Consider the following 22,211-nt stretch of genomic DNA (forward strand, 5'->3'; position numbering starts at 1 on the left):
GCGGCGGGCCTAACAACCCACCGGGCCCCAACCCCCTTTCATAACTAAAAACCGGGCCCGGGGCCCCCCTCGCGGGCGCGGCCTCCCTCGGGGGCCGCGCCGTCGGTGTCTCGCCAGGTTTTTGTCTACTTTTGCGATGTTTGGTGGCATTGGGGGACTTTGTTGTTTTTTTGACTTGCCGTCACTCGTATTCGGCTGCGCGGACCCGGCACCACCCGTATCTCCAGTCACATCCATCCCGAAAGTGACCGGAAATCAACAGCCGTCACAGGGAACCCGAATGATCGAAGCGTCGTCCAAGTGGCGTGCGTGAACATTCCGGCCCGGCCGTCAGGTGACCGGCACGGGGTCTCGCGAGGTGCTTCGGGGAAGCGGCCGCCTCGCCGAACTCGACCTCCTGCGCTTCGCCGCCGCCATGGCGGTGCTCGCCTTCCACTACTTCATCGCCTTCGCCTCGGTGTGGGGCGACCGTCCCGCCAAGTTGTTCCCGGCGATCTCCACGATCTCCGGACTCGGCATCCTCGGTGTCGAGCTGTTCTTCATGATCAGTGGCTTCGTGATCCTGATGAGCATCTGGGGCCGGGGCCTGGGGGCGTTCGCCCTCTCCCGGCTGGTGCGGCTCTTTCCCGCCTACTGGGTCAGCGTGGTGGTCACCGCCGCGGTCTACGGGCTGACCGCGGCCACGGCCCTGGACCCCAAGCTCAGCCTCGGCGAGTACGGGGTCAATCTCACCATGCTCCAGCGGGCCTTCGGCGTCTATGACGCCAACGGCGTCTACTGGTCGCTCTGGGTGGAGCTCCGCTTCTACGTGCTGATCTCGATCCTGGTGATCACCGGGGTCACGCTCAACCGCTGCCTGGCCTTCATGGGCGTCTGGCTCCTGGCCGCGGGTTTCTTCGCGGGAAGCGATGAGGCGTGGGTCGAACTTGTGATCATGCCCAAGTACGCGGCCTACTTCGTCGGTGGCATGGCGTTCTTCCTGATGACCAGATTCGGTCCGAGGCTGGTCCTGTGGTGTCCGGCCGGGATCAGTGGCGGCCTGGCCGTCAGTGCGGCGCTCGACCGGGTGGCCGGGCGCGTGGAGAAGGTCGGCTACGCCGCGATGCCCGTGCCCGACTGGGCCGTCGTCGCCACGGTGGTCGGCTTCTACGTACTCATGGCGATGGTGGCGCTCGGCTGGCTGCGGTGGCTGCGCTGGCGCGGCCTGGTGGTCCTGGGCGCGCTCACCTACCCGCTTTACCTCTTCCACACCGCGGCCGCCGTCCTGATCGTCCCGGCCCTGCGGGACACGTTGCCGCCGCCGCTGACCGCCCTGGTCACCGTGCTGGCCGCGATGGCGTTCTCCTACCTGGTGTATCGGGTGGCCGAGCGTCCCCTTCAGGAGTTCGTCAAGTCGAGAAGGCACAGGAAGGCCGCACAGGCGTCGCCCGCACAGCCTCCCGGGTTCTCCTCGATCCCCCTCGCAACGGGCGAAAAGGCTTCGGTGCCATAACTGTCCGACCACCGGGCATAGTGAAGGGTCTAGGGTCGGGAATAGATACCTCGGAGAGAAACAGTCCCTGATGAACAGAGGGTGCGCATGACGGTACGGCGGGTGATGGGCATCGAGACCGAATACGGCATCTCCGTGCCCGGACAGCCGGGGGCCAACGCGATGGTGACCTCCTCTCAGGTCGTGAACGCCTATCTGGCGGCCTCGGCGGCCAGAGCGCGGCGCGCGCGATGGGACTTCGAGGAGGAGAACCCGCTGCGCGACGCGCGGGGGTTCGACCTCGCGCGGGAGGTGGCCGACCAGAGCCAGCTGACCGACGAGGACCTCGGCCTGGCGAACGTGATCCTCACCAACGGGGCCCGGTTGTACGTGGACCATGCCCACCCCGAATACTCCACTCCCGAGTGCACCAACCCTCGGGCGGCGGTGATCTGGGACAAGGCAGGCGAGCGGGTGATGCACGACGCGGCGGTTCGCGCCTCGGCGATGCCGGCCAACGCCCCGATCCAGCTTTACAAGAACAACACCGACAACAAGGGCGCCTCCTACGGCTGCCACGAGAACTACCTCATGCGCCGGGCGACCTCGTTCGCCGACATCGTCAGGCACCTGACGCCGTTCTTCGTCTCCCGGCAGGTCGTCACCGGCGCGGGCAAGGTCGGCATCGGCCAGGACTCCCGGGGTGAGGGCTTCCAGATCAGCCAGCGGGCCGACTTCTTCGAAGTCGAGGTGGGCCTGGAGACGACGCTCAAGCGGCCGATCATCAACACCCGGGACGAGCCGCACGCCGACCCGGAGAAGTACCGTCGCCTGCACGTCATCATCGGTGACGCCAACATGTCGGAGATCTCGACCTACCTGAAACTGGGATCCACCGCGCTCGTCCTGGCCATGATCGAGGACGGTTACTTCACCCGTGACCTCACCGTGGACAACCCGGTCCAGGCGCTGCGCGCGGTGTCGCACGACCCGACGCTCAAGTACGAGATCTCCATGCGCGACGGCCGCAGGCTGACGGCGGTGCAGCTCCAGATGGAATACCTGGAACTCGCGCGCAAGTATGCCGAGGAACGCAGCGTCAACGGCATGGACGAGCCCACCAAGGACGTCCTGGAGCGCTGGGAGTCGGTTCTCACCCGCCTGGCGGATGACCCGATGCAGCTGTCCGGGGAGCTTGACTGGGTGGCCAAGCTGGAGCTCCTGGAGGGCTATCGCACCCGCGACGGCCTTCCCTGGTCGCATCCGCGCCTGCAACTCGTCGACCTTCAGTACTCCGACATCCGCCCCGACCGAGGGCTCTACAACCGGCTGGTCGCCCGGGGCCGCATGCAGCGCCTGGTCACCGAGGAAGAGGTCCAGCGGGCTGTCGAGGTGCCGCCCAACGACACCCGCGCCTACTTCCGAGGCCGCTGCCTGAGCCAGTACAGCGAGTCGGTGGCCGCGGCCTCCTGGGATTCGGTCATCTTCGACATCCCCGGCCGCGAGTCGCTGCAGCGTGTCCCCACCCTTGAGCCGCTGCGCGGTACCAAGGCACACGTGGGCGAGCTGTTCGACCGCTGCCGTACCGCCGCGGAGCTGGTGACGGCGCTGACCGGTGAGTAGTGGCGCTCCCGAGGGGGAGGCTCCCGGCGGCCTCCCTCTCGATCCGGGCTGTCCCCACCTGCCACACGAGGTCCGTGCGGAAGCGGCTGCCCGGCCCGGTGGTGATCGGTAGGTGCCGTACGGCCTGCCCGCCCGGTCGAAAGCGGGCGCGAGGCGCTACGCGTAGGCGTCCGGTGGCAGCCGTGCCGCGGGCAGTCGCGGCCGGGCCAGAGCCACGCCCTCCGCGTGCAGGACCGCCGACAGCATGCGACCCGCCTGCCCCATGCTGATACGGGCCGCCGGGTCGCGCCGGAGCAGCCCTTCCAGGACGGGACGCAGCGCTCCCGCCCGTACCGTCGTCTCCGGGTTCCCGTCGGCGGCCGAGCCCTGGGGCGTCGGCGCGCGGTGACCGGATCGAGGCGGCCGGCCCTTCACCGCGAAGTACAGGCTCGCCCCGAACGACCACAGGTCGCCCGCCGGGGTCGGCGAGCCGCCCTGTAGCCGCTCCGGCGCGATGAAGGCGGGAGCGTGGGTGAGCGGCAGGGTCGTGGAGGTGCCCGAGTCACGGTGCAGCGCCGCGATTCCGAAGTCGGCCAGCACCACCCGGTCGCCGGTCAGCAGGATGTTGCGCGGGTTGATGGCCCGGTGCAGGACGCCGGCCCCGTGCGCGTGGCGCAGCCCGCCCAGCAACTGGAAGCCGATCCACGCCACCCAGTGGATCGGCAGGGGGCCCATGTGCCGCACCGTCTCCTTGAGCGTGAGGGCCTCCAGCAACTCCATGACGATCCAGAGCCGCCCGTCCTCCTCAAGCAGGTCGTGCACGGAGATCACCGCCGGATGGTTCAGCCGCCCGGCCGAGCGCGCCTCGCGCAGGGCTCGCCGCCGCGCGTCGCGCATGTCCGCCCCGTATTCGCCGAACCGCGGCTGGATTTCCTTGATCGCCACATTCCGCCTGAGCAGGGAATCATGGGCACGCCACACAATGCCCATGCCGTCCTGCCCGATCGGCGAGGTCAGGTGATAACGCCCACCCAGTGGGCGTACCTTTCCTGCACCTGTTCCCATGAATCACCTGTTGCACATAGAAGCCGGGCCCCTCAGCTGATTCATATTTTCACCTGGAACGGTGCACTATGTGGTTACTTATGGTAATTATGTGTAACAATTTAGTTGCATGGGCATGATGGAATTTTGTTCCGCGTCCTTAAATCCCTATTATGTAATCAGAAAAATTGCCCAGAAGTCGGCGAAGGCGCCGCGAAACGCGTCAGGCCGCGCTGAAACAGCGCACGTCCTCCAGCATCTTCGAGGTCCGCTCGGCACTCAGCCGAGCCCGTGGATCCTTGCGCAGCAACCCGCGCAGCACCGGCTCCAGGGCGCCCGCCCGCTTCGGCGCGCGCGGCGGCTCTCGCAGCGCCGCCACCAGCGACGCCATCGAGTTCACCGTACGGAACGGGGTCCTGCCCTCCACCGCCATGTAGAGCGTCGCGCCGAACGACCACATGTCCGCCTCGCGGGTGCCACCCCTGCCCTGCAGCGCCTCCGGCGCGATGAAGGCCGGCGTGCCCCGCATCGAGGTCGTCGCCGCACCCTCCGGCGCCGCGAACCCGAAGTCGGCCAGCACCACCCGATCACCGGTCAGCATGATGTTGGCCGGTTTGATGTCGCGGTGGATCACTCCGCCGTCGTGCGCGTGCCGCAGCGCCTCCAGCAGGCGGCACCCCATCGCCGCCACCAGGTCGACCGGGAGCGGGCCCGCCTGCACGAGCGTGTCGTGCAGCGTGAGGGCCTCCAGGAACTCCATGACGATCCAGAGGCGCTCGGCCTCCTCGGTCAGGTTGTGCACCGTCACGATGCCACGGTGGCTCAGCCGTGCCGCCATCCGCGCCTCCCGGACCACCCGCCGCCGCTGCTCGGCCGCGGCGGGTCCAGGTGGCAGGGGTATCTCCTTGAGGGCCACCTCTCGCTCCAGAAGCAGGTCGTATGCGCGCCAGACGACGCCGGTCGCCCCCTGGCCGACGCGGGAGACGAGCTTGTACCTGCGCGCGATGATGGTGCTCACCCCTCAATGATCGCAGTTTTCCACCCGGTAGGCCTACTTGGAACGTTCCCCACCTTCCCGTGGGCGCCGGATAACTCCGGATTCGAGGGTGATGGTGGTCACACAGGGCCGACCAGGGCGGTGGCACGCCCGAGTCGGGCGGTATCTCCTCCAGGAGAACGGGGCGGAGGGGATTTGCCGCGGAGCCCCCGGGGAGGTTTCCTGACGGGGGAGGTACCCCGGGACGGAGCAGGGGAGCTCCCGTAAAGATCGCGGGACGATCCGCGCGCAATGTCGTCCGGTTCGGGGAAGATATGAGTCAGATGCGTCCCCCAAGCGGAGGTGCCACACATGGCAAGTAAGGACACCGGCGGCCAGAAGCAGACCGGCCGGACCGACAAGGAAGTCGAGGAGACCGCCGCGGCGGAGACCTCCGACGTCCAGGAGCGTCACGAGAAGCTCTCCGACGACGTCGACGCGATCCTCGACGAGATCGACGAGGTTCTTGAGGAGAACGCGGAGGAATTCGTTCGAAGCTACGTGCAAAAGGGCGGGGAGTAGGGGGCCGCGCGGGAAAAGCCACCAGGGAGCGGCCGGAGGTTTCCGCCGGCCGCGAATATCGTCGGAGATACCAGGCGACCAGGCCGTGGGCCGAATTCAGCCGTGACCGGGCACGACCAGATGGACTGACTTCTCACCGCAAGCCCTGTCGCAGCTGGATGAAGAGGGCCGGCGAGGTCAAGAACCACGGCGGCGAGCGCGGCTACCGGCCGAAACCGAGGCATGGCATTACCGAGGGACGTCATCGAGGCCGACGTCGGTCGGACGTTCGCCGAGCGAGGTGGCTTCCGCTCGATCTACCGGGCGGGAGAGCGGAGCGGCGGGAGGAGGGGGCCCGGGTACCGGGTGGGTCTCCGGCCCGCCCGCCCGCGTGTCCGGGGGCGGGCCGTGCGGTTTGCGCCCGGCGTCGACATCGAGGTGTGCTCGCCCGCGTGTCCGGGGGCGGGCCGTGCGGTTTGCGCCCGGCGTCGACATCGAGGTGTGCTCGCCCGCGTGTCCGGGGGCGGGCCGTGCGGTTTGCGCCCGGCGTCGACATCGAGGTGTGCTCGCCCGCGTGTCCGGAGGCAGGCCAGGGGGCCGGCATGTCGCGACGCCCGGCCACCACACGGATGTGGTCACCCGTAAAGATTCAAAAGCCCGGCGGAGGTGGGTTCGCGCTGAGCTGATCCAGGGAAGTGCAAGCAGGACGGCAAGATGAGTAAGGTCGGGCCTTAAAGGACTGCACCTTTGGAGGGAGTCGCGTGGGATCGCACAGGGACCTGCCCGCCGGCATGGTGAACCATATCTTTACCGACACCGGGAGCTCCTCGTTCACCGAGTTTGTCAGGTCCCATTCGCCGGACTTGTTGCCTGGCCGTAACGAGACTCTGGCGACCCCGGTGGGCGACCAGATCCCGCATGCCACCACGATCGTCGCGGCGATATGCGCGGGTGGCGTGGTGATCGCGGGAGACCGCCGGGCGACCTCGGGAAACATCATCTCCCAGCGCGACATGGAGAAGGTGTTCCGCACGGACGACTACTCGGGCATGGGCATCGCGGGGACGGCGAGCACCGGGATCGAGATGGCCCGCCTCTACCGGGTGGAACTCGAGCACTACGAGAAGCGGGAGGGTCGCACCCTCTCGGTGGCGGGTAAGGCCAACCGGCTCGCCACGATGATCCGCGGCAACCTGCCGATGGCGATGCAGGGGCTCGTGGTCGTGCCGCTCTTCGCCGCCTACGACCCCGATGTCGACGGCGGCCGGATCTTCAGCTACGACGTGGGCGGTGGCCCCTACGAACAGTACCAGCACCACGCGATCGGGTCCGGCTCGATCTTCGCGCGGGGCGCGCTGAAGAAGCTCTACCGCGAGGGCGCCTCGCCCGAGGACACCGTGCTGACGCTCGTTCACGCCCTCTACGACGCGGCCGACGACGACTCGGCGACCGGCGGCCCCGATGTGATCCGCAAGATCTGGCCCGTCGTCGCGGTGATCACCGCCGACGGATACCGCCGACTCCCCGACGAGGAGGTGGGTGAGTTCGTCCGGACCGTGATCGACTCCAGAACGAACTTCCCCGACGGCCCCACCGCCCCGCTGCGCTAACACGAGAGGATCACCCCAGGTGTCCATGCCTTTTGGATATGTCTCGCCCGAGCAGCAGATGCGAGACAAGGCGGACTACGCGCGCAAGGGGATCGCGCGGGGCCGTAGTGTCGTCGTCCTGCAGTATGAGGACGGCATCCTGTTCGTCGCGCCCAACCCGTCCCGCGCCCTGCACAAGATCAGCGAGATCTACGACAAGATCGGTTTCGCCGCGGTGGGCCGCTACAACGAGTTCGAGGCGCTGCGCCTCGGCGGCATCCGCTATGCCGACATCAACGGCTACACCTACGCCCGTGACGACGTCACCGCCCGCGGCCTGGCCAACCTCTACGCGCAGAACCTCGGCCAGATCTTCACCGAGTCGCTGAAGCCGTTCGAGGTGGAGATCGTGGTCGCCGAGGTCGGCGACTCCTCCGACGAGGACCACATCTACCGGCTGACCTTCGACGGCTCGGTCTTCGACGAGGCGGGTCTGGTGGCCATGGGCGGCCAGGCCGAGGCGGTGGCCGGCCGGCTCAAGGAGCGTTACCGCGACGGCCTGTCGCTGGCGGAGGCCCTGGAGGCGGCGCTGTTCGCACTGACCGAGCCGGGCGGCGAACGCTTCCCCGCGAGCCAGCTGGAGGTCGCGGTCCTCGACCGGAACCGGCCGCACCGCAAGTTCCTGCGGTTCAGCGGCCCGAGGCTGGAACGCCTGCTGTCCGCCGGGGCCCCCGCGGCCGAAGCGCCCGCCCAGCCCGTCCAGCCCGCGCAGCCGGAGAGTCCCCTTTCCGCGCCCGAGACGCCCGGTGCCCCGCCGACCGCGCCCGACGGCGACATCGACACCGGGGCGAGCGGCTGACCGGGCCCGCCGGTCGACCATGAGACGGGAGAGCGCCGCCCTGCCCGGGGCGGCGCTCTCGGTGTGTCCTGGATCACTTCTTCTCCTGACAACCGAACCCACTCACCGATGGTCACAGTCTGTGTGAAAAACGCCACCCCCCGAGCCTGGGCCAGGCTCACCCTCCCCTCGGCCGGTCCCGCCGCGCTCGCACTGCTCGCAGCCGTGGTACTGATGTCCGGCTGTGCTGAGACGCCGGCTCCTGCCTCCTCCTCCGCCCCCTCGACCGGAGCGCCCGACGCCGCCGCCTCCTCCAGTCCCGCGGCCACCCCCGAAATCTTCGGCACCGAGTTCCAGGCCGCTCCCGAGCACGACTGGAGCAAGGGCAGCCCGCCCCCCTTCGAGGGGGTCCTACGCGGCTGGCTCACCGACGTGGACAAGGGCGGCGTGGCCGAGTACCGGCCGATCCGCTTCACCCAGAGCGGTGGCGAGGACGGCCACTTCGACGGCCCCGAGGAAGGCGACGTGACCCGCTACGCGGCGCCCATCGCCGAGGACGTGCTGTTCCTCGCGGACAGTGGCTGCGACGGCTCGTCGCAGACCTACGACAAGGCCACCAACCTCGGCACCGAGAAGTGCACCCGCCAGACGTTGATCGACAACGTCAAGGAGGCGGCGTCCCTGGCCGGGGTGGAGGGCCTCTACCGGCCGGCCCTGATCACCACGGAGAACGGCAGGATCACCAAGGTTGTCGAGATCTTCTGGCAGGGCGGCGGCTGATCCGGTTCACCGAGCCCGGCGCCCGCGCATCGCTCGCACCCGGCGATGACCCGGGTGCGAGACGCGTCCGCGCTTAGCAGCTCACAGCCCGGGGCATAAGCCGTACGACCGAAAACCCCATGATCCCTCCCACGAGAGGGGTTCGGCGAATAGTGTGAGGCAATGGATCGTCGCATCTTCGGGCTTGAGAACGAGTACGGCGTCACCTGCACATTCAGGGGGCAGCGGCGGCTGTCACCCGATGAGGTAGCGCGTTATCTATTCCGCCGTGTCGTCTCCTGGGGCCGATCGAGCAACGTCTTCCTCCGCAACGGGGCGCGCCTGTATCTCGACGTGGGCAGTCACCCCGAGTACGCCACCCCCGAGTGTGACAACGTCGTGGAGCTCGTCACCCACGACAAGGCGGGCGAGCGCATCCTGGAGGGCCTCCTCGTCGACGCCGAGAAGCGTCTTCGCGAGGAGGGCATCGCCGGCGACATCTACCTGTTCAAGAACAACACCGACTCCGCGGGAAACTCATACGGCTGCCACGAGAACTACCTGGTGGGCCGGCACGGCGAGTTCGGCCGCCTGGCCGACGTGCTGATCCCGTTCCTGGTCACCCGGCAGATCATCTGCGGGGCCGGCAAGGTGCTGCAGACCCCGCGTGGGGCGGTCTACTGCGTCTCCCAGCGGGCCGAGCACATCTGGGAGGGCGTCTCCAGCGCCACCACCAGGTCACGCCCGATCATCAACACCCGTGACGAGCCGCACGCCGACGCCGAGCGGTTCCGCCGCCTGCACGTCATCGTCGGTGACTCCAACATGAGCGAGACGACCATGCTGCTCAAGGTCGGCGCCACCGACCTGGTGCTGCGCATGATCGAGGCGGGCACCGTGATGCGTGACCTGTCCCTGGAGAACCCGATCAGGGCCATCCGGGAGGTCTCCCACGACATGACCGGGCGGCGGCGGGTCCGGCTGGCCAACGGCAGGGAGGCGTCCTCGCTGGAGATACAGGAGGAGTACCTTTCCAAGGCCCGTGACTTCGTCGACCGCCGCGGCGGCGACGAGATCAGCCACCGGGTGCTGGAACTGTGGGAGCGCACGCTCAACGCGGTCGAGACCGGCAACCTCGACAAGGTCGCCCGCGAGATCGACTGGGTGACCAAGTACCAGCTGATCGAGCGCTACCGCAAGAAGTACGATCTGCCGCTGTCGAGCCCCCGGGTCGCCCAGCTCGACCTCGCCTACCACGACGTGCACCGCCGCCGTGGCCTGTTCTACCTGCTGCAGAAGCGTGGCGCGGTGGAGCGGGTGGCCTCCGATCTGAAGATCTTCGAGGCCAAGTCGGTGCCGCCGCAGACCACCCGTGCCCGGCTGCGCGGGGAGTTCATCCGCAAGGCGCAGGAGAAGCGCCGTGACTTCACGGTCGACTGGGTGCACTTGAAACTCAATGACCAGGCACAGCGCACGGTGCTGTGCAAGGATCCCTTCCGCAGTGTCGACGAGAGGGTGGACAAGCTCATCGCCGGAATGTGATGGTCACGCTTCGGCAAGCTCCTTGCATGCTTACCTCCTCCGTATGCCGGTACGGGTAGTGTGGCGCGAACCTGACGTCTGCTTGAGGGATACCTATGCGCCGCCGCAGCATGGCCGTACTGGCCGCAGTGCCTCTGATGTTCGCCGCAGCATGCGGCTCGGGAGGGGACGCGACCACCGGCGCCTCCACTTCCGCCGGCAGCGGAGTCACCGAGCTACAGGTGACCGGGGAGATCGGCGCCAAGCCGAACGTGGCCTTCCCGACCAAGGTCGTCGAGACCTCCTCCTACAAGGTGCTCACCCCCGGCACCGCGGGGGAGGCCGCCAAGCTCGGCACCAACGTGGTGGCCAACTTCACGGTCTTCGCCTGGGACGGCAAGGAGAACAAGCTCGCGGGCTCGACCTACGACGAGGGCGGCCCGCAGGTCATCACGCTCAACGAGCAGGTCCCGGAGATCCTCAGAAAGGGCTTCGCCGAGACCAAGAGCGGCGGCAGGTTCATGTCCGTCGTGGCCAAGGACGCGCTGCCCAAGGAGCAGCAGGCGCAGGCCCCCGCGGGTCAGTCGCAGGTCTTCGTGGTCGACGTGGTCGGCGTCCCCGAGGGGAACGCGGCCAAGGGCACCGCGACCGACCCCGGCGTCGCCGGCGTCAAGGTGGAGAACCCGGGCGGCGAGACCGCGCCGAAGCTCACCACCAAGACCAAGGAGAAGGCGCCCAAGGAACTCGTCGCCAAGACCGTGATCAAGGGCACGGGGCCCGAGGTCAAGTCCGGTCAGTCGATCCTGGTCCAGTACGCCGGGAAGATCTGGGGTTCGGACGTCGAGTTCGACAGCAGTTGGTCCCGTGGTGCTCAGCCGATCATGTTCCAGATCGGCACCGGCAAGGTCATCAAGGGCTGGGACCAGGGTCTGGTCGGCGTCCCCGTGGGCAGCCGGGTGCTGCTGAGCATCCCGCCGGACCTCGGTTACGGCAAGGCGGGCTCCGGCGACAAGATCAAGGGAACCGACACCCTGGTCTTCCTGGTCGACGTGCTGGCCGCCTACTGACGCTCCCTGCGGAGCGACTCACCCCCGAACCCGGCCGTGCGCGCACGGCCGGGTTCGCGTTTTCCGATCGCGATCTCCAGCTACTGACAATTCTCCCAATAGGGCGTTAGGGTTGGCGCAGCCACCGGCCCCGGGAGTTCGGATGCGTCCCACGGCACTGCTCGTCGCGCTTTCGCTCGTGCTGGTCACCGCCTGCGCCTCCGGCAACGGGCAGGCGGGGCCGGAGGTCGAGGTGCTCGGGAACTTCGGTGACAGGCCCACCGTGCGCTTTCCCGAGGGCGCGCCCTCCGGCGGCCTGAAATTCACCGAGCTGATGACGGGCACCGGCGCGGAGATCGGGGGGAACGACCTGGTCGTCGCCCAGTACACCGCGCACGTGTGGGACGGCAAGGACAACCGCCTGCTGGCCTCCAGCTTCAACCAGGGCGCCCCGGCGTCCTTTCCGCTGAACCAGACGATCACCGGTGTGGGCAAGGCCCTGCGCGGCCACAAGGTCGGCAGCCGGGTGGTCGTCGCGGTTCCGCCGGAGGAGGCGTACGGCCCCAACCCGCCCGGCGGGATGACCGCCGAGGACGGGCTGTTCTACGTGGTCGACGTGCTCGGCGCGTTCCCGCCCGACGCCACCGCGAAGGGCGGGGGCGGGGTCCTCGACGGGGTCAGGGTCACCGGAGCCTCCGGCGGGCGGCCGGTCATCTCCCTGCCGGGCACCGCGCCTCCCGCCGACCTGAGGAGCAAGATCCTCGTCCGGGGCGCCGGGGCCGAGACCCGTGCGGGACAGCTCATCGTCACCCAGTACGAGAGCAGGGTCTGGGGCGAAGACGTCTCCGACTCCACCTGGGCGGCGGGGCAGCCCAAGGCCTTCCAGATCGGCAAGGGCCGCGTCATCGCGGGCTGGGACCGGGCTCTGGTCGGCGTCCCGGTGGGCAGCCGCGTCCTGGTGATCGTCCCGCCCAGGTTCGGCTACGAGAACGGTCTGCCGCCGTCCGTCAAACCCGGCGAGACGCTCGTCTTCGTCGTCGACGTGCTGGCCGCCTACTGACCCGTGCGCCGGGCGTGACCTTTGCCGCCCCCACCTACAATCCGGGCTGTGAGCGGTGATGACCTCGACAAGGTGGCGGTACTTCACCGGAACTGCAGTGTGGAGGCCCTGTCGTTCACGGCGGGGAGGAGACGTGGAAAACGGTGCCGCCCGGTAGCGGTGAGTGACAGACTCGATGCGTGCTGGTGACGGAGATGCTGAAACTCGCGCCCTCGCCCGAGCAGGGGCAGGTTTTGCTGGCGACGATGCGCGCCTGCAACGCCGCCGCGACCAGAGCCGCCGAGATCGCGTTCGCCCACCGCACCGCGAACAAGATCGCCCTGCAGAAGCTCGTCTACACCGGCCTGCGCCACGAGTTCGGCCTGTCGGCGCAAATGGCCGTCCGCTCCATCGCCAAGGCCTGCGAGGCCTACAAACGCGACAAGACCATCAAACCGGTCTTTCGGGAGTTGGGGGCGGTCGCCTACGACCAGCGCATCCTGACGTGGAAGGGCCCTGAGGCGGTCGCTCTCCTGACCCTGAGCGGCCGGGTCGTCGTGCCCGTTCTCTACCAGGGCCGGTGGCTGAACAGCGAGGGAGCCGTCCTGCGGGGGCAGGCGGACCTCGTCTACCGCGACGGGGTGTTCTTCCTCGCCGTGGTCGTCGACGTCCCCGCACCACCCCCAGGGGAGGAGCCCAAGGAGTGGCTGGGGGTGGATCTGGGCATCGTCAACCTCGCCACCGACTCCACCGGTAAGTCCTACAGCGGCAAGGGGGTGCGGGCGGTGCGGCGGCGTAACGCCCGCCTACGGGCCCGGCTCCAGGCCAAGGGCACCAAGTCCGCCAAACGGCTGCTGAAGAAGCGCCGCCGCAAGGAGTCCCGCTTCGCCCGGGACGTCAACCATGTCATCGCCAAGAAGCTGGTCGGCAAGGCCAAAGACACCCGCTCTGGGATCGCCCTGGAAGACCTCTCGGGCATTCGGGAGCGGGTCACGGTTCGTAAGGCTCAGCGTGCCGACCTGCACTCGTGGGGTTTCCATCAGCTACGGACGTTCGTGGCGTACAAGGCCGCCCTGGCCGGGGTAGCGGTGCGGCTGGTGGATCCGCGTAACACCTCCCGCACCTGCCCTGGGTGCGGCCACCTCGACAGGCGGAATCGTCCTACCCGGGATGGGTTCCGGTGTGTTTCGTGCGGGCTCGCTGGCCCGGCGGACTACTTCGCGGCGATCAACATCGGTCGCCGGGCAGTGCGTCACGCTGCCGACGACGCGGCCTGAACCGTACCTGCCAGGTATGGTAAAGAGCTGCAAGCTCGATCCCTTCAGGGGCGAGAAGCTGACCTTCAATGATTTCTACGACAGCAGCGAGGCCGTGTGGCGTCCGGCGGCGGCAGAGGCCAGGAAGTAGGCCAGGTCCTCGTCCAGGCCACGGCCCATCGTCGACAGCCTGACCGGAGACTCCCGCAACGCCGCATACAGCCCGTCCACCGGCACCTCGATCAGTTCGTGCCGCGCGGCGAGCGGGCGCGACTGCTCGGTCACCCGCCTGCCGAAGTCGCCGGGCAGCACGGGTACGGCGATCTGGGCGGGGGCCAGCGCCACCCGGCCGTAGGCGGTCAGCGAGTGGTGCGAGACCCCGATGTGGCGCTCGCGCAGGTCGCCTTCGCTGACCCGCAGCGCCGCGACCGGGCGGCCCCCGAGGACGGCGGCGGCGTTGACCGCCTCGCCGGCCGAGACGCCGGAGAAGCCCCAGCGGGTGCCGCTGCCCAGGTTGCCCGGCCCCTGGGTGACGACCGCGACGTCGGCCCCCAGGACATGCCGGGCCGCCAGCAGGCCGGTGTGCGGCGTCACCGCCTCCACGTCGCCGCCGAAGGCCTGGCCCACCGTGACCACCCCGCACAGCCAGCCGGTCTCTCGTAGTCGCGCGCACGACATGGAGAACCAGGCGGGCAGCGCGCCCCCGTCGAGCATCACGTAGGCGACCCTGGCGGGCCGGGGCCCGCCGGACTCCCCGGTACGCGGCGGATTCGAGCCGTACAGGCCGCAGAGAATCGCCGGCAGGGCCGAGTGCAGGTCGGCGACGATCACCGGCATGCCGTCCACGGAGTCGGCGTCACGCAGGAGGTGGTGGAAGGGCGAGTCCTGCTCGTCCGCGCCGAGTACGGTGGTCTGCAACGGGGTGTAGCGTGCCTTCACCAGGTGTCCGGGACCTTGAGGATCTTGTGGCAATCGGTCGGGAACAGCCACCACCATGGCGTAACCTCCCGTACCGAGACCCATCGCGAGCGCGGTCGTGTTGAGCAGCACCACGTCACCGGGCTCCGGGCGTCCCACCAGGGCCGGATAGGCGAGCGCGCGCGCCTCGCCGTCCTCGGTGGTCACGTCGAGTTCCATTGCCCCCGGCCATTCGCGCCGGATCCGTACGACCTCGCCCCTGCGCCATCTGATCACGGGGGAAGGGTAGCGTCACTTGAACAGGGAGGAGGCCGGATGTCGCGCCGGAAGACCGAGCGGCTGCTCAATCTCGTGATCTGCCTGCTGGCCACGCGGCGGCCGCTCAGCGCCGAGCACATCCGCCAGGCGGTGCCGGGCTACGACGCCGACAACGACGAGGCCTTCCAGCGGATGTTCGAGCGGGACAAGAACGAACTGCGCGAGATCGGCATCCCGATCGAGGTCCACAAGGACCCCTGGGAGGAGGATCCCGGCTACCGGATCGTCCGCCAGGCCTACGAGCTGCCGGAGATCACCCTGGAACCGGACGAGGCCGCGGTGGTGGGCCTGGCGGCCCAGGTGTGGCAACGGGCCAGCCTGGCCGAGGCGGCCAGTGGCGCGCTGCTGAAGCTGCGCGCCGGGGGCGTGGAGACCGACGAGGCGTACGGGGTGCTCGGCGGGGCACTGGAGTTGCGCGTCGACACCCAGGATCCGTCCTTCCCCGCGCTCTGGGAGGCCGTGCGCGACCGGCGGGCGGTCCGTTTCGCCTACCGGGCGGCGGCCAGCCAGAACGTGCTGACCCGCACCGTGGAGCCGTGGGGCGTGGTCAGCCGCCGTGGCCGCTGGTACATGGTCGGTCACGACCGCGACCGGGACGCGCCGCGGGTCTTCCGGCTCAGCCGGATCGGCGGGGCGGTCACCACCGTCGGCCGCCCGGGCTCCGTGACGGTGCCCGAGGGCGTCGACATCAAGTCCATGGTCGTCTACAGCGACGCCGCAGTCCGGGAGCGTACCGCCCTGGTCCGGGTCAGGCAGGACACCTGCCAGGGACTGCGCCAGGTGGCGAAGGCGGTGCGGCCCGCCGGCGACGGATGGGACGAGCTGGAGGTCGACTTCACCGATACCGGCCGGCTGGCCGGGTGGATCGTGGGCTTCGCCGCCGACGCGGAGGTGGTCGGCCCGCCGGACGCCCGCGACGCGGTGATCTGCCGCCTGAAGGGAGCACTCGCGTGAGCACCGCCGATCGCCTGCCCAGGTTGCTGGCGCTGGTGCCCTATCTGATGTCGCACCCCGGGGCACAGGTGCCCGAGGTCGCGAAGATCTTCGGCCTGAGCGAGAAGCAGCTCATCGACGACCTGCAGCTGGTGTGGATGTGCGGGCTGCCCGGCCACACCCCCGGCGACCTGATCGACGTGTCGTGGGACGGCGGGGAGATCGTCATCGACAACGCCGACACCATCGCCCGCCCGCTGCGGCTGGGGGTGGACGAGGCCAGCGCCCTGCTGGTCGCGCTGCGCCTGCTCGCCGAGATGCCGGAGTTCGGGGAGCGCGACGCGCTGGCCCGGGTCATCGCCAAGTTCGAGCAGGCCTCGGGCGAGGGCGCGGCGGCGGTCAGCAGCCAGGTCGCGGTGGAGGTCGACGCCGCCCCCGACGCGCTGCCCAGCGTCAACGAGGCGCTGCGGCGCGGTAGACGGCTGTCGCTGCGCTACTACGTGCCGGGGCGCGACGAGATCACCCCGCGCGAGGTCGACCCGATGCGCCTGGTCGTCGTGGACGGCCGTCCCTACCTGTCGGGCTGGTGCTACCGGGCCGAGGCGGTCCGGCTGTTCCGGCTGGACCGGATGCTCTCCGTCGACATGCTCGACGTGCCCGCCGACCCGCCCGCCGACGCGGTGCCGGACGAGGTGACGCCCGGGGTGTTCCGGCCCTCGCCGACCGACGAGCTGGTGGAGCTGGAGCTGACCGCCGCGGGCCGCTGGGTCGCCGAGTACTACCCGTGCGAGGAGGTCACCGAGCTCGGTGAGGGCCGCGTGCGGGTGGCGCTGCGCGCCAGGGACCAGGGCTGGGTGGTACGCCTGGCGCTGCGCCTGGGCGACACCGGCAGGGTGATCTCGCCCGCCTCGCTGGACGCGAGCGTGCGCGCCGCCGCGACGGCCGCGCTGAATCGTTACGAGTCGGTCTCCTGACGTGCGGGACTAGGATTTTCCACTATGAGCTGGATCATCGCCGCGCTCTCGCTGGCCCTCGCGGGGTTGGCGATCCTCGGTTTTCTGGCTGTTCGCGTACTGCGTGCGGCCACCGAGCTCGGCCGCGAGATCGACCGCGCGCACGGGAGGCTGGAGCCCGTCCGGGTGCTGTTCGGCGAGAGCGGGGGGACGATACGTGTTCCGAGGGGATGAGTCTGCCCTCGGGGCAGCGTACGATCGGACGCAGAGACTGCACGTCGTTCGGCGTAAGGATGTGTAATGCCAAACATCGGACCCACTGAGCTGATCATTATCGGCTTGATCCTGGTGCTGCTTTTCGGTGCCAAGAAGTTGCCGGAAGCCGCCCGCGGGCTCGGCCGGTCGCTGCGCATCTTCAAGTCGGAGACCGCCAAGCTCCGCGATGACGACGAGGCCGACGGTACGACCACCACGGTCGTCCAGGCCCAGGCTCAGCCGGCCGCCCCGGCGCCGCAGCCGATCCCGGCCGCGACTTCGACGCCGGCCTCCGCGCTGAGCGTCGAAGAGCAGGCCCGCCAGCTTGAGGAGCAGGCGGCCAGGCTGCGAGCCCAGGCTGGAGCGCCCAAGACGCAGTGATCGGCGGTAGCCTGAAGATCTAACCCCGATCAACCGACTCGTCACCCCAGGATTCGTGAATGGCGCTGCTGAAGTGGCCTAAACCGGGCCGGAACGGGACGGAACCGCCCGCTGACTCTGGCGACGGTCGCATGCCGCTCATGGAGCACCTGCGTGAGCTGCGCAACCGGCTGATCTTCGCCATGCTCGGCCTGCTCGCGGGTATCGTGGTTGGTTTCATCTTCTTTGGCCCGATCTGGCAGTTCGTGTCTGCCCCTTACTGCGGGCTTCCCCAGGCGCAGGAGTTGCGGCCTGGGCAGTGCACGATGCTGATCCTCGGCGTCTTCGACTCCTTCTTCGTGAACCTCAAGGTCGCGGCGATGTTCGGCCTCGTCGTCTCCTCGCCGATCTGGCTCTGGCAGATCTGGGGTTTCGTCACCCCCGGTCTGTACCGCAACGAGAAGCGCTACTCGATCCTGTTCATGGTGATGGCCGTCCCGCTGTTCCTCGCCGGTGCGGCCGTGGCCTACTTCGTGATGGACACCGGGCTGTCGATCCTGCTGGGGTTCGCCCCCCCGGGAGCGGTGACCGGCATCACGATCGACGAGTACCTCAGCTACGCGCTGATCATGATCATCGTGTTCGGCATCTCCTTCGAGCTGCCGCTGCTCATGGTGTTCCTGAACATCATCGGGGTGCTGCCGCGCGCGCTGGTGGCCAAGCACCGCCGGATGGTCATCTTCCTCATGTTCGTCTTCGCGGCGGTCGCCACCCCCGGCGGCGACCCGTTCACGATGATCGCGCTCGCCCTGCCGATGGTGGCGTTGTTCGCCCTGGCCGAGGGGTTCATGTACCTGCGGGAGAAGAGGCAGCCGAAGGGCGAGGACTTCTCCCACCTCTCCGACGACGAGGCCTCCTCGCTCGACGACGACGCCTCGCCTCTGGGCGACGTGACCCCCGTCGATGATCCGGCTCCTATCGATTCGAGAACGACCGACACCGATCCCAGCAAATAGGGGATAAGTTCCGATCTGTGCCCTCAGAGATCGCAGTCCTCGTCAATCCCGCCGCCCGCGGCGGCCGTTCACGGGGACTGCTCTCCCCGGTGCTCGACCGGTTGCGGCAGGGTGGTCGCGAGGTCTCGGTGATCCTCGGAGACTCCGCCGCCGACGCCCTGGACCGCGCCTGCCTGGCCGTCGCCGAGGAACCGGAGGCGCTGGTGGCCTTCGGCGGTGACGGCCTGGTCCACCTGGCACTCCAGGCGGTCGCGGGCAGTGGCGTGCCGCTGGGCGTCATCCCCGTGGGCACCGGCAACGACATCGCGGGCGCGCTCGGCATCCCGCTGAAGGCGCCCCTGGCCGCCGCCGACACCGTGCTGCGCGGGCGGGTGCGCACCGTCGACGCCGCGAAGGTGGGCGAGGACGAGTGGTTCGCCGGGGTGGTGGCCTGCGGCTTCGACTCCCGCGTCAACGAGCGGGCCAACCGGATGACCTGGCCGCCCGGCATGGCCAGATACCTGGTCGCGCTCGCCGAGGAACTGCGCTCCTTCCGGCCCATCCCGTTCCGGATCGACCTGGACGGTGAGATCGTCGAGCGGGAGGCCATGCTGGTCGCGGTCGGCAACACCCGCTCGTACGGCGCGGGCATGCGTGTGTGCCCCGATGCCGTGCCCGACGACGGCCTGCTGGACGTGACGATCCTCGGCGCCGTCCCCCGGGGGGAGTTCCTGCGCGCCTTTCCCCGCGTCTACCGGGGCTCGCACGCGAGCCACCCCGCCGTCACCATGCACCGCGCCCGAAAGGTGCGGGTGGAGGCCCCCGGACTGATCGCCTACGCCGACGGCGAGCGGGTCGGTCCCACCCCGCTGACCTGCGAGGTCGTTCCCGGAGCGCTGGCGGTCCTCGTTTAGGGCCGCTCCGTCCGCGCGATCGGCCGGATCGCCGGGTAAAAAGGGGGGACGGACCGGAATCCCGATATCGGTAGGCTGGGAGGTATGACGACCCCGGCGGAACGATACGCTGCCTTCCGTCAGAGCCAGGCTGAGAGTGGGCCGGCGCTGACCTCGTTCCGCGGCCTGTACGACTTCGAGCTGGATGACTTCCAGATCGACGCCTGCCGGGCACTGGAGGCGGGCGACGGGGTCCTCGTGGCGGCACCCACCGGCTCGGGAAAGACGGTCGTGGGCGAGTTCGCCGTGCACCTGGCCCTGGCGGAGGGCCGCAAGTGCTTCTACACCACCCCGATCAAGGCGCTGTCCAACCAGAAGTACAACGACCTGGTCAGGCGGTACGGCGCGACCAAGGTGGGCCTGCTCACCGGTGACAACAGCGTCAACGGTGAGGCTCCCATCGTCGTCATGACGACCGAGGTGCTGCGCAACATGCTCTACGCCGGCTCCGGCACCCTGACGGGGCTCGGCTTCGTCGTCATGGACGAGGTCCACTACCTCGCCGACCGGTTCCGCGGCGCGGTCTGGGAAGAGGTGATCATCCACCTGCCCGAGTCGGTGCGGCTGGTCGCCCTGTCCGCCACGGTCAGCAACGCCGAGGAGTTCGGCGAGTGGATGGGAGAGGTCCGCGGCGACACCAGCGTCATCGTCGACGAGCACCGCCCGGTCCCGCTCTGGCAGCACATGCTCGTCGGCAACCGCATCTACGACCTGTTCGTCACCGGCGACGAGGACCGTCGCCCCCAGATCAACCCCAACCTGCTGCGCATCGCCAGGGACGAGGAGCGCCAGGCGTACGGCAGGGGCCGCCGCGGCTACCCGCGGCCCCGCAGGAACGGCCCGCCGGACCGGGCTGCGGCCATCGAGCGACTGGACGCCGACGCCCTGCTGCCCGCGATCACGTTCATCTTCTCCAGGGCCGGTTGCGACGCCGCCGTCATGCAGTGCCTGCACGACGGCATCCGGCTCACCACCGACGCCGAGCGCCACGAGATCCGTCAGATCGTCGACGAGCGCACCGCGCACCTGCCCGACGAGGACCTGGCCGTGCTCGGCTACCTCGAGTGGCGCGACGCCCTGGAGCGAGGCCTGGCCGCCCATCACGCGGGCATGCTCCCGGCCTTCAAGGAGGTCGTCGAGGAGCTGTTCACCCGCGGCCTGGTCAAGGCCGTGTTCGCCACCGAGACCCTCGCGCTGGGCATCAACATGCCCGCCCGCTCCGTGGTGATCGAGAAGCTCGACAAGTGGAACGGCGAGACCCACGCCGACCTCACCCCCGGCGAGTACACCCAGCTCACCGGGCGAGCCGGGCGCCGCGGCATCGACGTGGAGGGCCACGCGGTGGTCCAGTGGCAGCCGGGCACCGATCCCCTCCAGGTCGCCGGCCTGGCCAGCACCCGTACCTACCCGCTGCGCTCCAGCTTCCGCCCCTCGTACAACATGGCGGTCAATCTGGTCGGCCAGGTGGGCAGGGAGCGGGCCAGGACGCTGCTGGAGTCCTCGTTCGCGCAGTTCCAGGCCGACCGGGCCGTGGTGGGCATCGCCAAGCAGGTGCGCCGGGCCGAGGAGGCCCTGGAGGGCTACCGCCAGGCGATGACCTGCCATCTGGGCGACTTCGAGGAGTACGCCGCGATGCGCAGGGCCCTGTCCGACAGGGAGGCCGAGCTGTCACGCCAGCGCGGCGCGGCCCGCAGGACGCAGGCGCTGCGCTCGCTGGAGGCGCTCAAGCCCGGCGACATCATCAGGATTCCCGGCGGGCGCCGCGCCGGCCTGGCCGTCGTTCTTGACCCCGGCCTCAACTCCCGGGGCGAGGGCCCGTCCCCGCTGGTGCTGACCATCGGCAAGCAGGTCAAGAAGCTGTCGCCGGCCGACTTCCCCGTCCCGGTCGAACCGGTCGAGCGTCTGCGCATCCCGAAGAACTTCAACGCCCGCTCGCCGAAGGAGCGGGCCAACCTGGTCTCCTCGGTACACGCCAAGATCGGCGACCGGGACTTCGGCAAGCCCGTCAGGGCACGCGACCACGCCGCCGAGGACGAGGAGATCACCCGCCTGCGCCGGGAGATCCGCCGGCACCCCTGCCACGGGTGCGACGAACGCGAGGACCACGCCCGCTGGGCCGAGCGCTACCACAAGCTGCTCCGCGAGACCGAGGGGCTGCGCCGCCGGGTCGAGGGCCGCTCCCACGTCATCGCCCGCACCTTCGACAAGGTCTGCGGGGTGCTCGACCAGCTCGGCTACCTCGACGGTGAGAGCGTCACGACCGAGGGCCGCCGCCTGGCCCAGCTCTACACCGAGCTGGACCTGCTGACCGCCGAGTGCCTGCGCGCCGGGCTCTGGAACGACCTGGACCCGGCCGAGCTGGCCGCGTGCGTCTCCTCGCTGGTCTTCGAGTCCAGGCAGGCCGACGACGCCCGCCAGCCCAGGATCCCCGCGGGTGGCGCGCAGCAGACGCTGGCCGACATGGTCCGTCTCTGGAGTGAGCTGGAGTCGATCGAGAGCGACCACGGGCTGTCGTTCATCAGGGAGCCCGACTTCGGCTTCGCCTGGGCGGCCTTCCGCTGGGCCAGGGGTCACACCCTGGATTCCGTGCTCCGAGACGGCGCCGGTGGCGCGGAGCTGGCCGCGGGAGACTTCGTACGCTGGATGAAGCAGCTGCTCGACCTTCTCGGCCAGATCTCCAATGCCGCCCCCGCCGGGAGCAAGGTCAAGCAGAACGCGAGCAAGGCGATGGACGCGCTGCGTCGCGGGGTGGTGGCCTACTCGTCCCTGGCCTGAGCCGGGCCGTGCGGGGGGCGTACCGGGTACGGCTGGTTTCCCGGACGAG

The 22,211-nt window shown here is 69.3% G+C and carries 20 protein-coding genes; 17 read left to right on the forward strand and 3 right to left on the reverse strand.

Features of this window, described 5'->3' with window-relative positions; genetic code table 11:
* Positions 1–358 precede the first annotated feature (358 nt).
* Both ABZU75_RS30100 and dop read left to right on the forward strand, forming a co-directional pair.
* Positions 359–1,492 (forward strand): acyltransferase, encoded by a 1,134-nt coding sequence (locus ABZU75_RS30100; protein ID WP_355561319.1) that lies wholly within the window; start codon positions 359–361, stop codon positions 1,490–1,492.
* 87 nt (positions 1,493–1,579) lie between these two features.
* Positions 1,580–3,094 carry a depupylase/deamidase Dop gene (gene dop / locus ABZU75_RS30105; protein ID WP_350919239.1) on the forward strand — a complete coding sequence of 505 codons (1,515 nt, stop codon included), beginning with the start codon at positions 1,580–1,582 and terminating at the stop codon, positions 3,092–3,094.
* 156 nt (positions 3,095–3,250) lie between these two features.
* Here the strand turns inward: dop and ABZU75_RS30110 are convergent, their stop codons facing one another.
* Together ABZU75_RS30110 and ABZU75_RS30115 are read right to left on the reverse strand one after the other, a co-directional pair.
* Positions 3,251–4,138, reverse strand: coding sequence for a serine/threonine-protein kinase (locus ABZU75_RS30110; protein WP_355561322.1), 888 nt, complete (start codon positions 4,136–4,138; stop codon positions 3,251–3,253).
* Between the two features lie 202 nt (positions 4,139–4,340).
* Positions 4,341–5,135, reverse strand: a complete 795-nt coding sequence (locus ABZU75_RS30115; protein ID WP_350919244.1) for a serine/threonine-protein kinase — start codon at positions 5,133–5,135, stop codon at positions 4,341–4,343.
* A 330-nt stretch (positions 5,136–5,465) separates the two neighbouring features.
* Between ABZU75_RS30115 and ABZU75_RS30120 the strand changes: the two genes are divergently transcribed.
* From ABZU75_RS30120 to ABZU75_RS30155, 8 genes are all read left to right on the forward strand, one after another.
* The gene (locus tag ABZU75_RS30120; protein ID WP_030904562.1) at positions 5,466–5,675 is read left to right on the forward strand and encodes a ubiquitin-like protein Pup; all 210 of its coding nucleotides are present in this window, start codon (positions 5,466–5,468) and stop codon (positions 5,673–5,675) included.
* A 770-nt stretch (positions 5,676–6,445) separates the two neighbouring features.
* Positions 6,446–7,264 carry a proteasome subunit beta gene (gene prcB, locus ABZU75_RS30125; protein WP_350919446.1) on the forward strand — a complete coding sequence of 273 codons (819 nt, stop codon included), beginning with the start codon at positions 6,446–6,448 and terminating at the stop codon, positions 7,262–7,264.
* Between the two features lie 25 nt (positions 7,265–7,289).
* Positions 7,290–8,102: a proteasome subunit alpha gene (gene prcA / locus ABZU75_RS30130; protein WP_355561327.1), complete on the forward strand. Its 813-nt coding sequence runs from the start codon at positions 7,290–7,292 to the stop codon at positions 8,100–8,102.
* Positions 8,103–8,225: 123 nt separating this feature from the next.
* A complete protein-coding gene (locus ABZU75_RS30135) occupies positions 8,226–8,861 on the forward strand; it encodes a hypothetical protein (RefSeq protein ID WP_355561330.1) in 636 nt (211 codons plus the stop codon).
* A 162-nt stretch (positions 8,862–9,023) separates the two neighbouring features.
* Positions 9,024–10,382 carry a Pup--protein ligase gene (gene pafA, locus ABZU75_RS30140; protein WP_030904553.1) on the forward strand — a complete coding sequence of 453 codons (1,359 nt, stop codon included), beginning with the start codon at positions 9,024–9,026 and terminating at the stop codon, positions 10,380–10,382.
* A 95-nt stretch (positions 10,383–10,477) separates the two neighbouring features.
* Positions 10,478–11,428: an FKBP-type peptidyl-prolyl cis-trans isomerase gene (locus tag ABZU75_RS30145; protein ID WP_355561333.1), complete on the forward strand. Its 951-nt coding sequence runs from the start codon at positions 10,478–10,480 to the stop codon at positions 11,426–11,428.
* 142 nt (positions 11,429–11,570) lie between these two features.
* A complete protein-coding gene (locus tag ABZU75_RS30150) occupies positions 11,571–12,467 on the forward strand; it encodes an FKBP-type peptidyl-prolyl cis-trans isomerase (RefSeq protein ID WP_355561336.1) in 897 nt (298 codons plus the stop codon).
* 179 nt (positions 12,468–12,646) lie between these two features.
* A complete protein-coding gene (locus tag ABZU75_RS30155) occupies positions 12,647–13,723 on the forward strand; it encodes a transposase (protein WP_355561339.1) in 1,077 nt (358 codons plus the stop codon).
* A 75-nt stretch (positions 13,724–13,798) separates the two neighbouring features.
* Here the strand turns inward: ABZU75_RS30155 and ABZU75_RS30160 are convergent, their stop codons facing one another.
* On the reverse strand, positions 13,799–14,896 hold the full coding sequence (locus tag ABZU75_RS30160; RefSeq protein WP_355561342.1) for a DUF3866 family protein: 1,098 nt from the start codon (positions 14,894–14,896) through the stop codon (positions 13,799–13,801).
* Positions 14,897–14,935: 39 nt separating this feature from the next.
* Here ABZU75_RS30160 and ABZU75_RS30165 point away from each other — a divergent pair, with 39 nt between their 5' ends.
* From ABZU75_RS30165 to ABZU75_RS30195, 7 genes are all read left to right on the forward strand, one after another.
* On the forward strand, positions 14,936–15,892 hold the full coding sequence (locus ABZU75_RS30165; RefSeq protein ID WP_350919276.1) for a WYL domain-containing protein: 957 nt from the start codon (positions 14,936–14,938) through the stop codon (positions 15,890–15,892).
* Positions 15,889–16,845 carry a WYL domain-containing protein gene (locus ABZU75_RS30170; protein ID WP_355561346.1) on the forward strand — a complete coding sequence of 319 codons (957 nt, stop codon included), beginning with the start codon at positions 15,889–15,891 and terminating at the stop codon, positions 16,843–16,845. Before ABZU75_RS30165 ends, ABZU75_RS30170 begins: the two co-directional genes overlap by 4 nt.
* 24 nt (positions 16,846–16,869) lie before the next feature.
* Positions 16,870–17,058, forward strand: coding sequence for a hypothetical protein (locus ABZU75_RS30175; RefSeq protein ID WP_355561349.1), 189 nt, complete (start codon positions 16,870–16,872; stop codon positions 17,056–17,058).
* A 66-nt stretch (positions 17,059–17,124) separates the two neighbouring features.
* The gene (gene tatA / locus ABZU75_RS30180; RefSeq protein ID WP_355561351.1) at positions 17,125–17,460 is read left to right on the forward strand and encodes a Sec-independent protein translocase subunit TatA; all 336 of its coding nucleotides are present in this window, start codon (positions 17,125–17,127) and stop codon (positions 17,458–17,460) included.
* 140 nt (positions 17,461–17,600) lie between these two features.
* Positions 17,601–18,455 (forward strand): twin-arginine translocase subunit TatC, encoded by an 855-nt coding sequence (gene tatC / locus ABZU75_RS30185; protein ID WP_355561354.1) that lies wholly within the window; start codon positions 17,601–17,603, stop codon positions 18,453–18,455.
* Positions 18,456–18,472: 17 nt separating this feature from the next.
* Entirely contained in the window at positions 18,473–19,348 is an 876-nt protein-coding gene (locus tag ABZU75_RS30190) for a diacylglycerol kinase (RefSeq protein WP_355561356.1), read from the forward strand.
* Positions 19,349–19,432: 84 nt separating this feature from the next.
* Positions 19,433–22,162, forward strand: coding sequence for a DEAD/DEAH box helicase (locus ABZU75_RS30195; RefSeq protein ID WP_355561359.1), 2,730 nt, complete (start codon positions 19,433–19,435; stop codon positions 22,160–22,162).
* Positions 22,163–22,211: the final 49 nt, after the last annotated feature.

The organism is Streptosporangium sp. NPDC005286 (assembly GCF_040607515.1).
Classification (GTDB): Bacteria; Actinomycetota; Actinomycetes; order Streptosporangiales; family Streptosporangiaceae; genus Streptosporangium.

Bases quoted from the DNA above. Each gene is read 5' to 3' on its own strand.
- dop (WP_350919239.1), top strand. From the start codon at position 1,580: ATGACGGTACGGCGGGTGATGGGCATCGAGACCGAATACGGCATCTCC.
- ABZU75_RS30110 (WP_355561322.1), bottom strand. From the start codon at position 4,138: ATGGGAACAGGTGCAGGAAAGGTACGCCCACTGGGTGGGCGTTATCAC.
- ABZU75_RS30120 (WP_030904562.1), top strand. From the start codon at position 5,466: ATGGCAAGTAAGGACACCGGCGGCCAGAAGCAGACCGGCCGGACCGAC.
- prcB (WP_350919446.1), top strand. From the start codon at position 6,446: ATGGTGAACCATATCTTTACCGACACCGGGAGCTCCTCGTTCACCGAG.
- prcA (WP_355561327.1), top strand. From the start codon at position 7,290: ATGCCTTTTGGATATGTCTCGCCCGAGCAGCAGATGCGAGACAAGGCG.
- pafA (WP_030904553.1), top strand. From the start codon at position 9,024: ATGGATCGTCGCATCTTCGGGCTTGAGAACGAGTACGGCGTCACCTGC.
- ABZU75_RS30145 (WP_355561333.1), top strand. From the start codon at position 10,478: ATGCGCCGCCGCAGCATGGCCGTACTGGCCGCAGTGCCTCTGATGTTC.
- ABZU75_RS30150 (WP_355561336.1), top strand. From the start codon at position 11,571: ATGCGTCCCACGGCACTGCTCGTCGCGCTTTCGCTCGTGCTGGTCACC.
- ABZU75_RS30165 (WP_350919276.1), top strand. From the start codon at position 14,936: ATGTCGCGCCGGAAGACCGAGCGGCTGCTCAATCTCGTGATCTGCCTG.
- ABZU75_RS30175 (WP_355561349.1), top strand. From the start codon at position 16,870: ATGAGCTGGATCATCGCCGCGCTCTCGCTGGCCCTCGCGGGGTTGGCG.
- tatA (WP_355561351.1), top strand. From the start codon at position 17,125: ATGCCAAACATCGGACCCACTGAGCTGATCATTATCGGCTTGATCCTG.
- tatC (WP_355561354.1), top strand. From the start codon at position 17,601: ATGGAGCACCTGCGTGAGCTGCGCAACCGGCTGATCTTCGCCATGCTC.
- ABZU75_RS30195 (WP_355561359.1), top strand. From the start codon at position 19,433: ATGACGACCCCGGCGGAACGATACGCTGCCTTCCGTCAGAGCCAGGCT.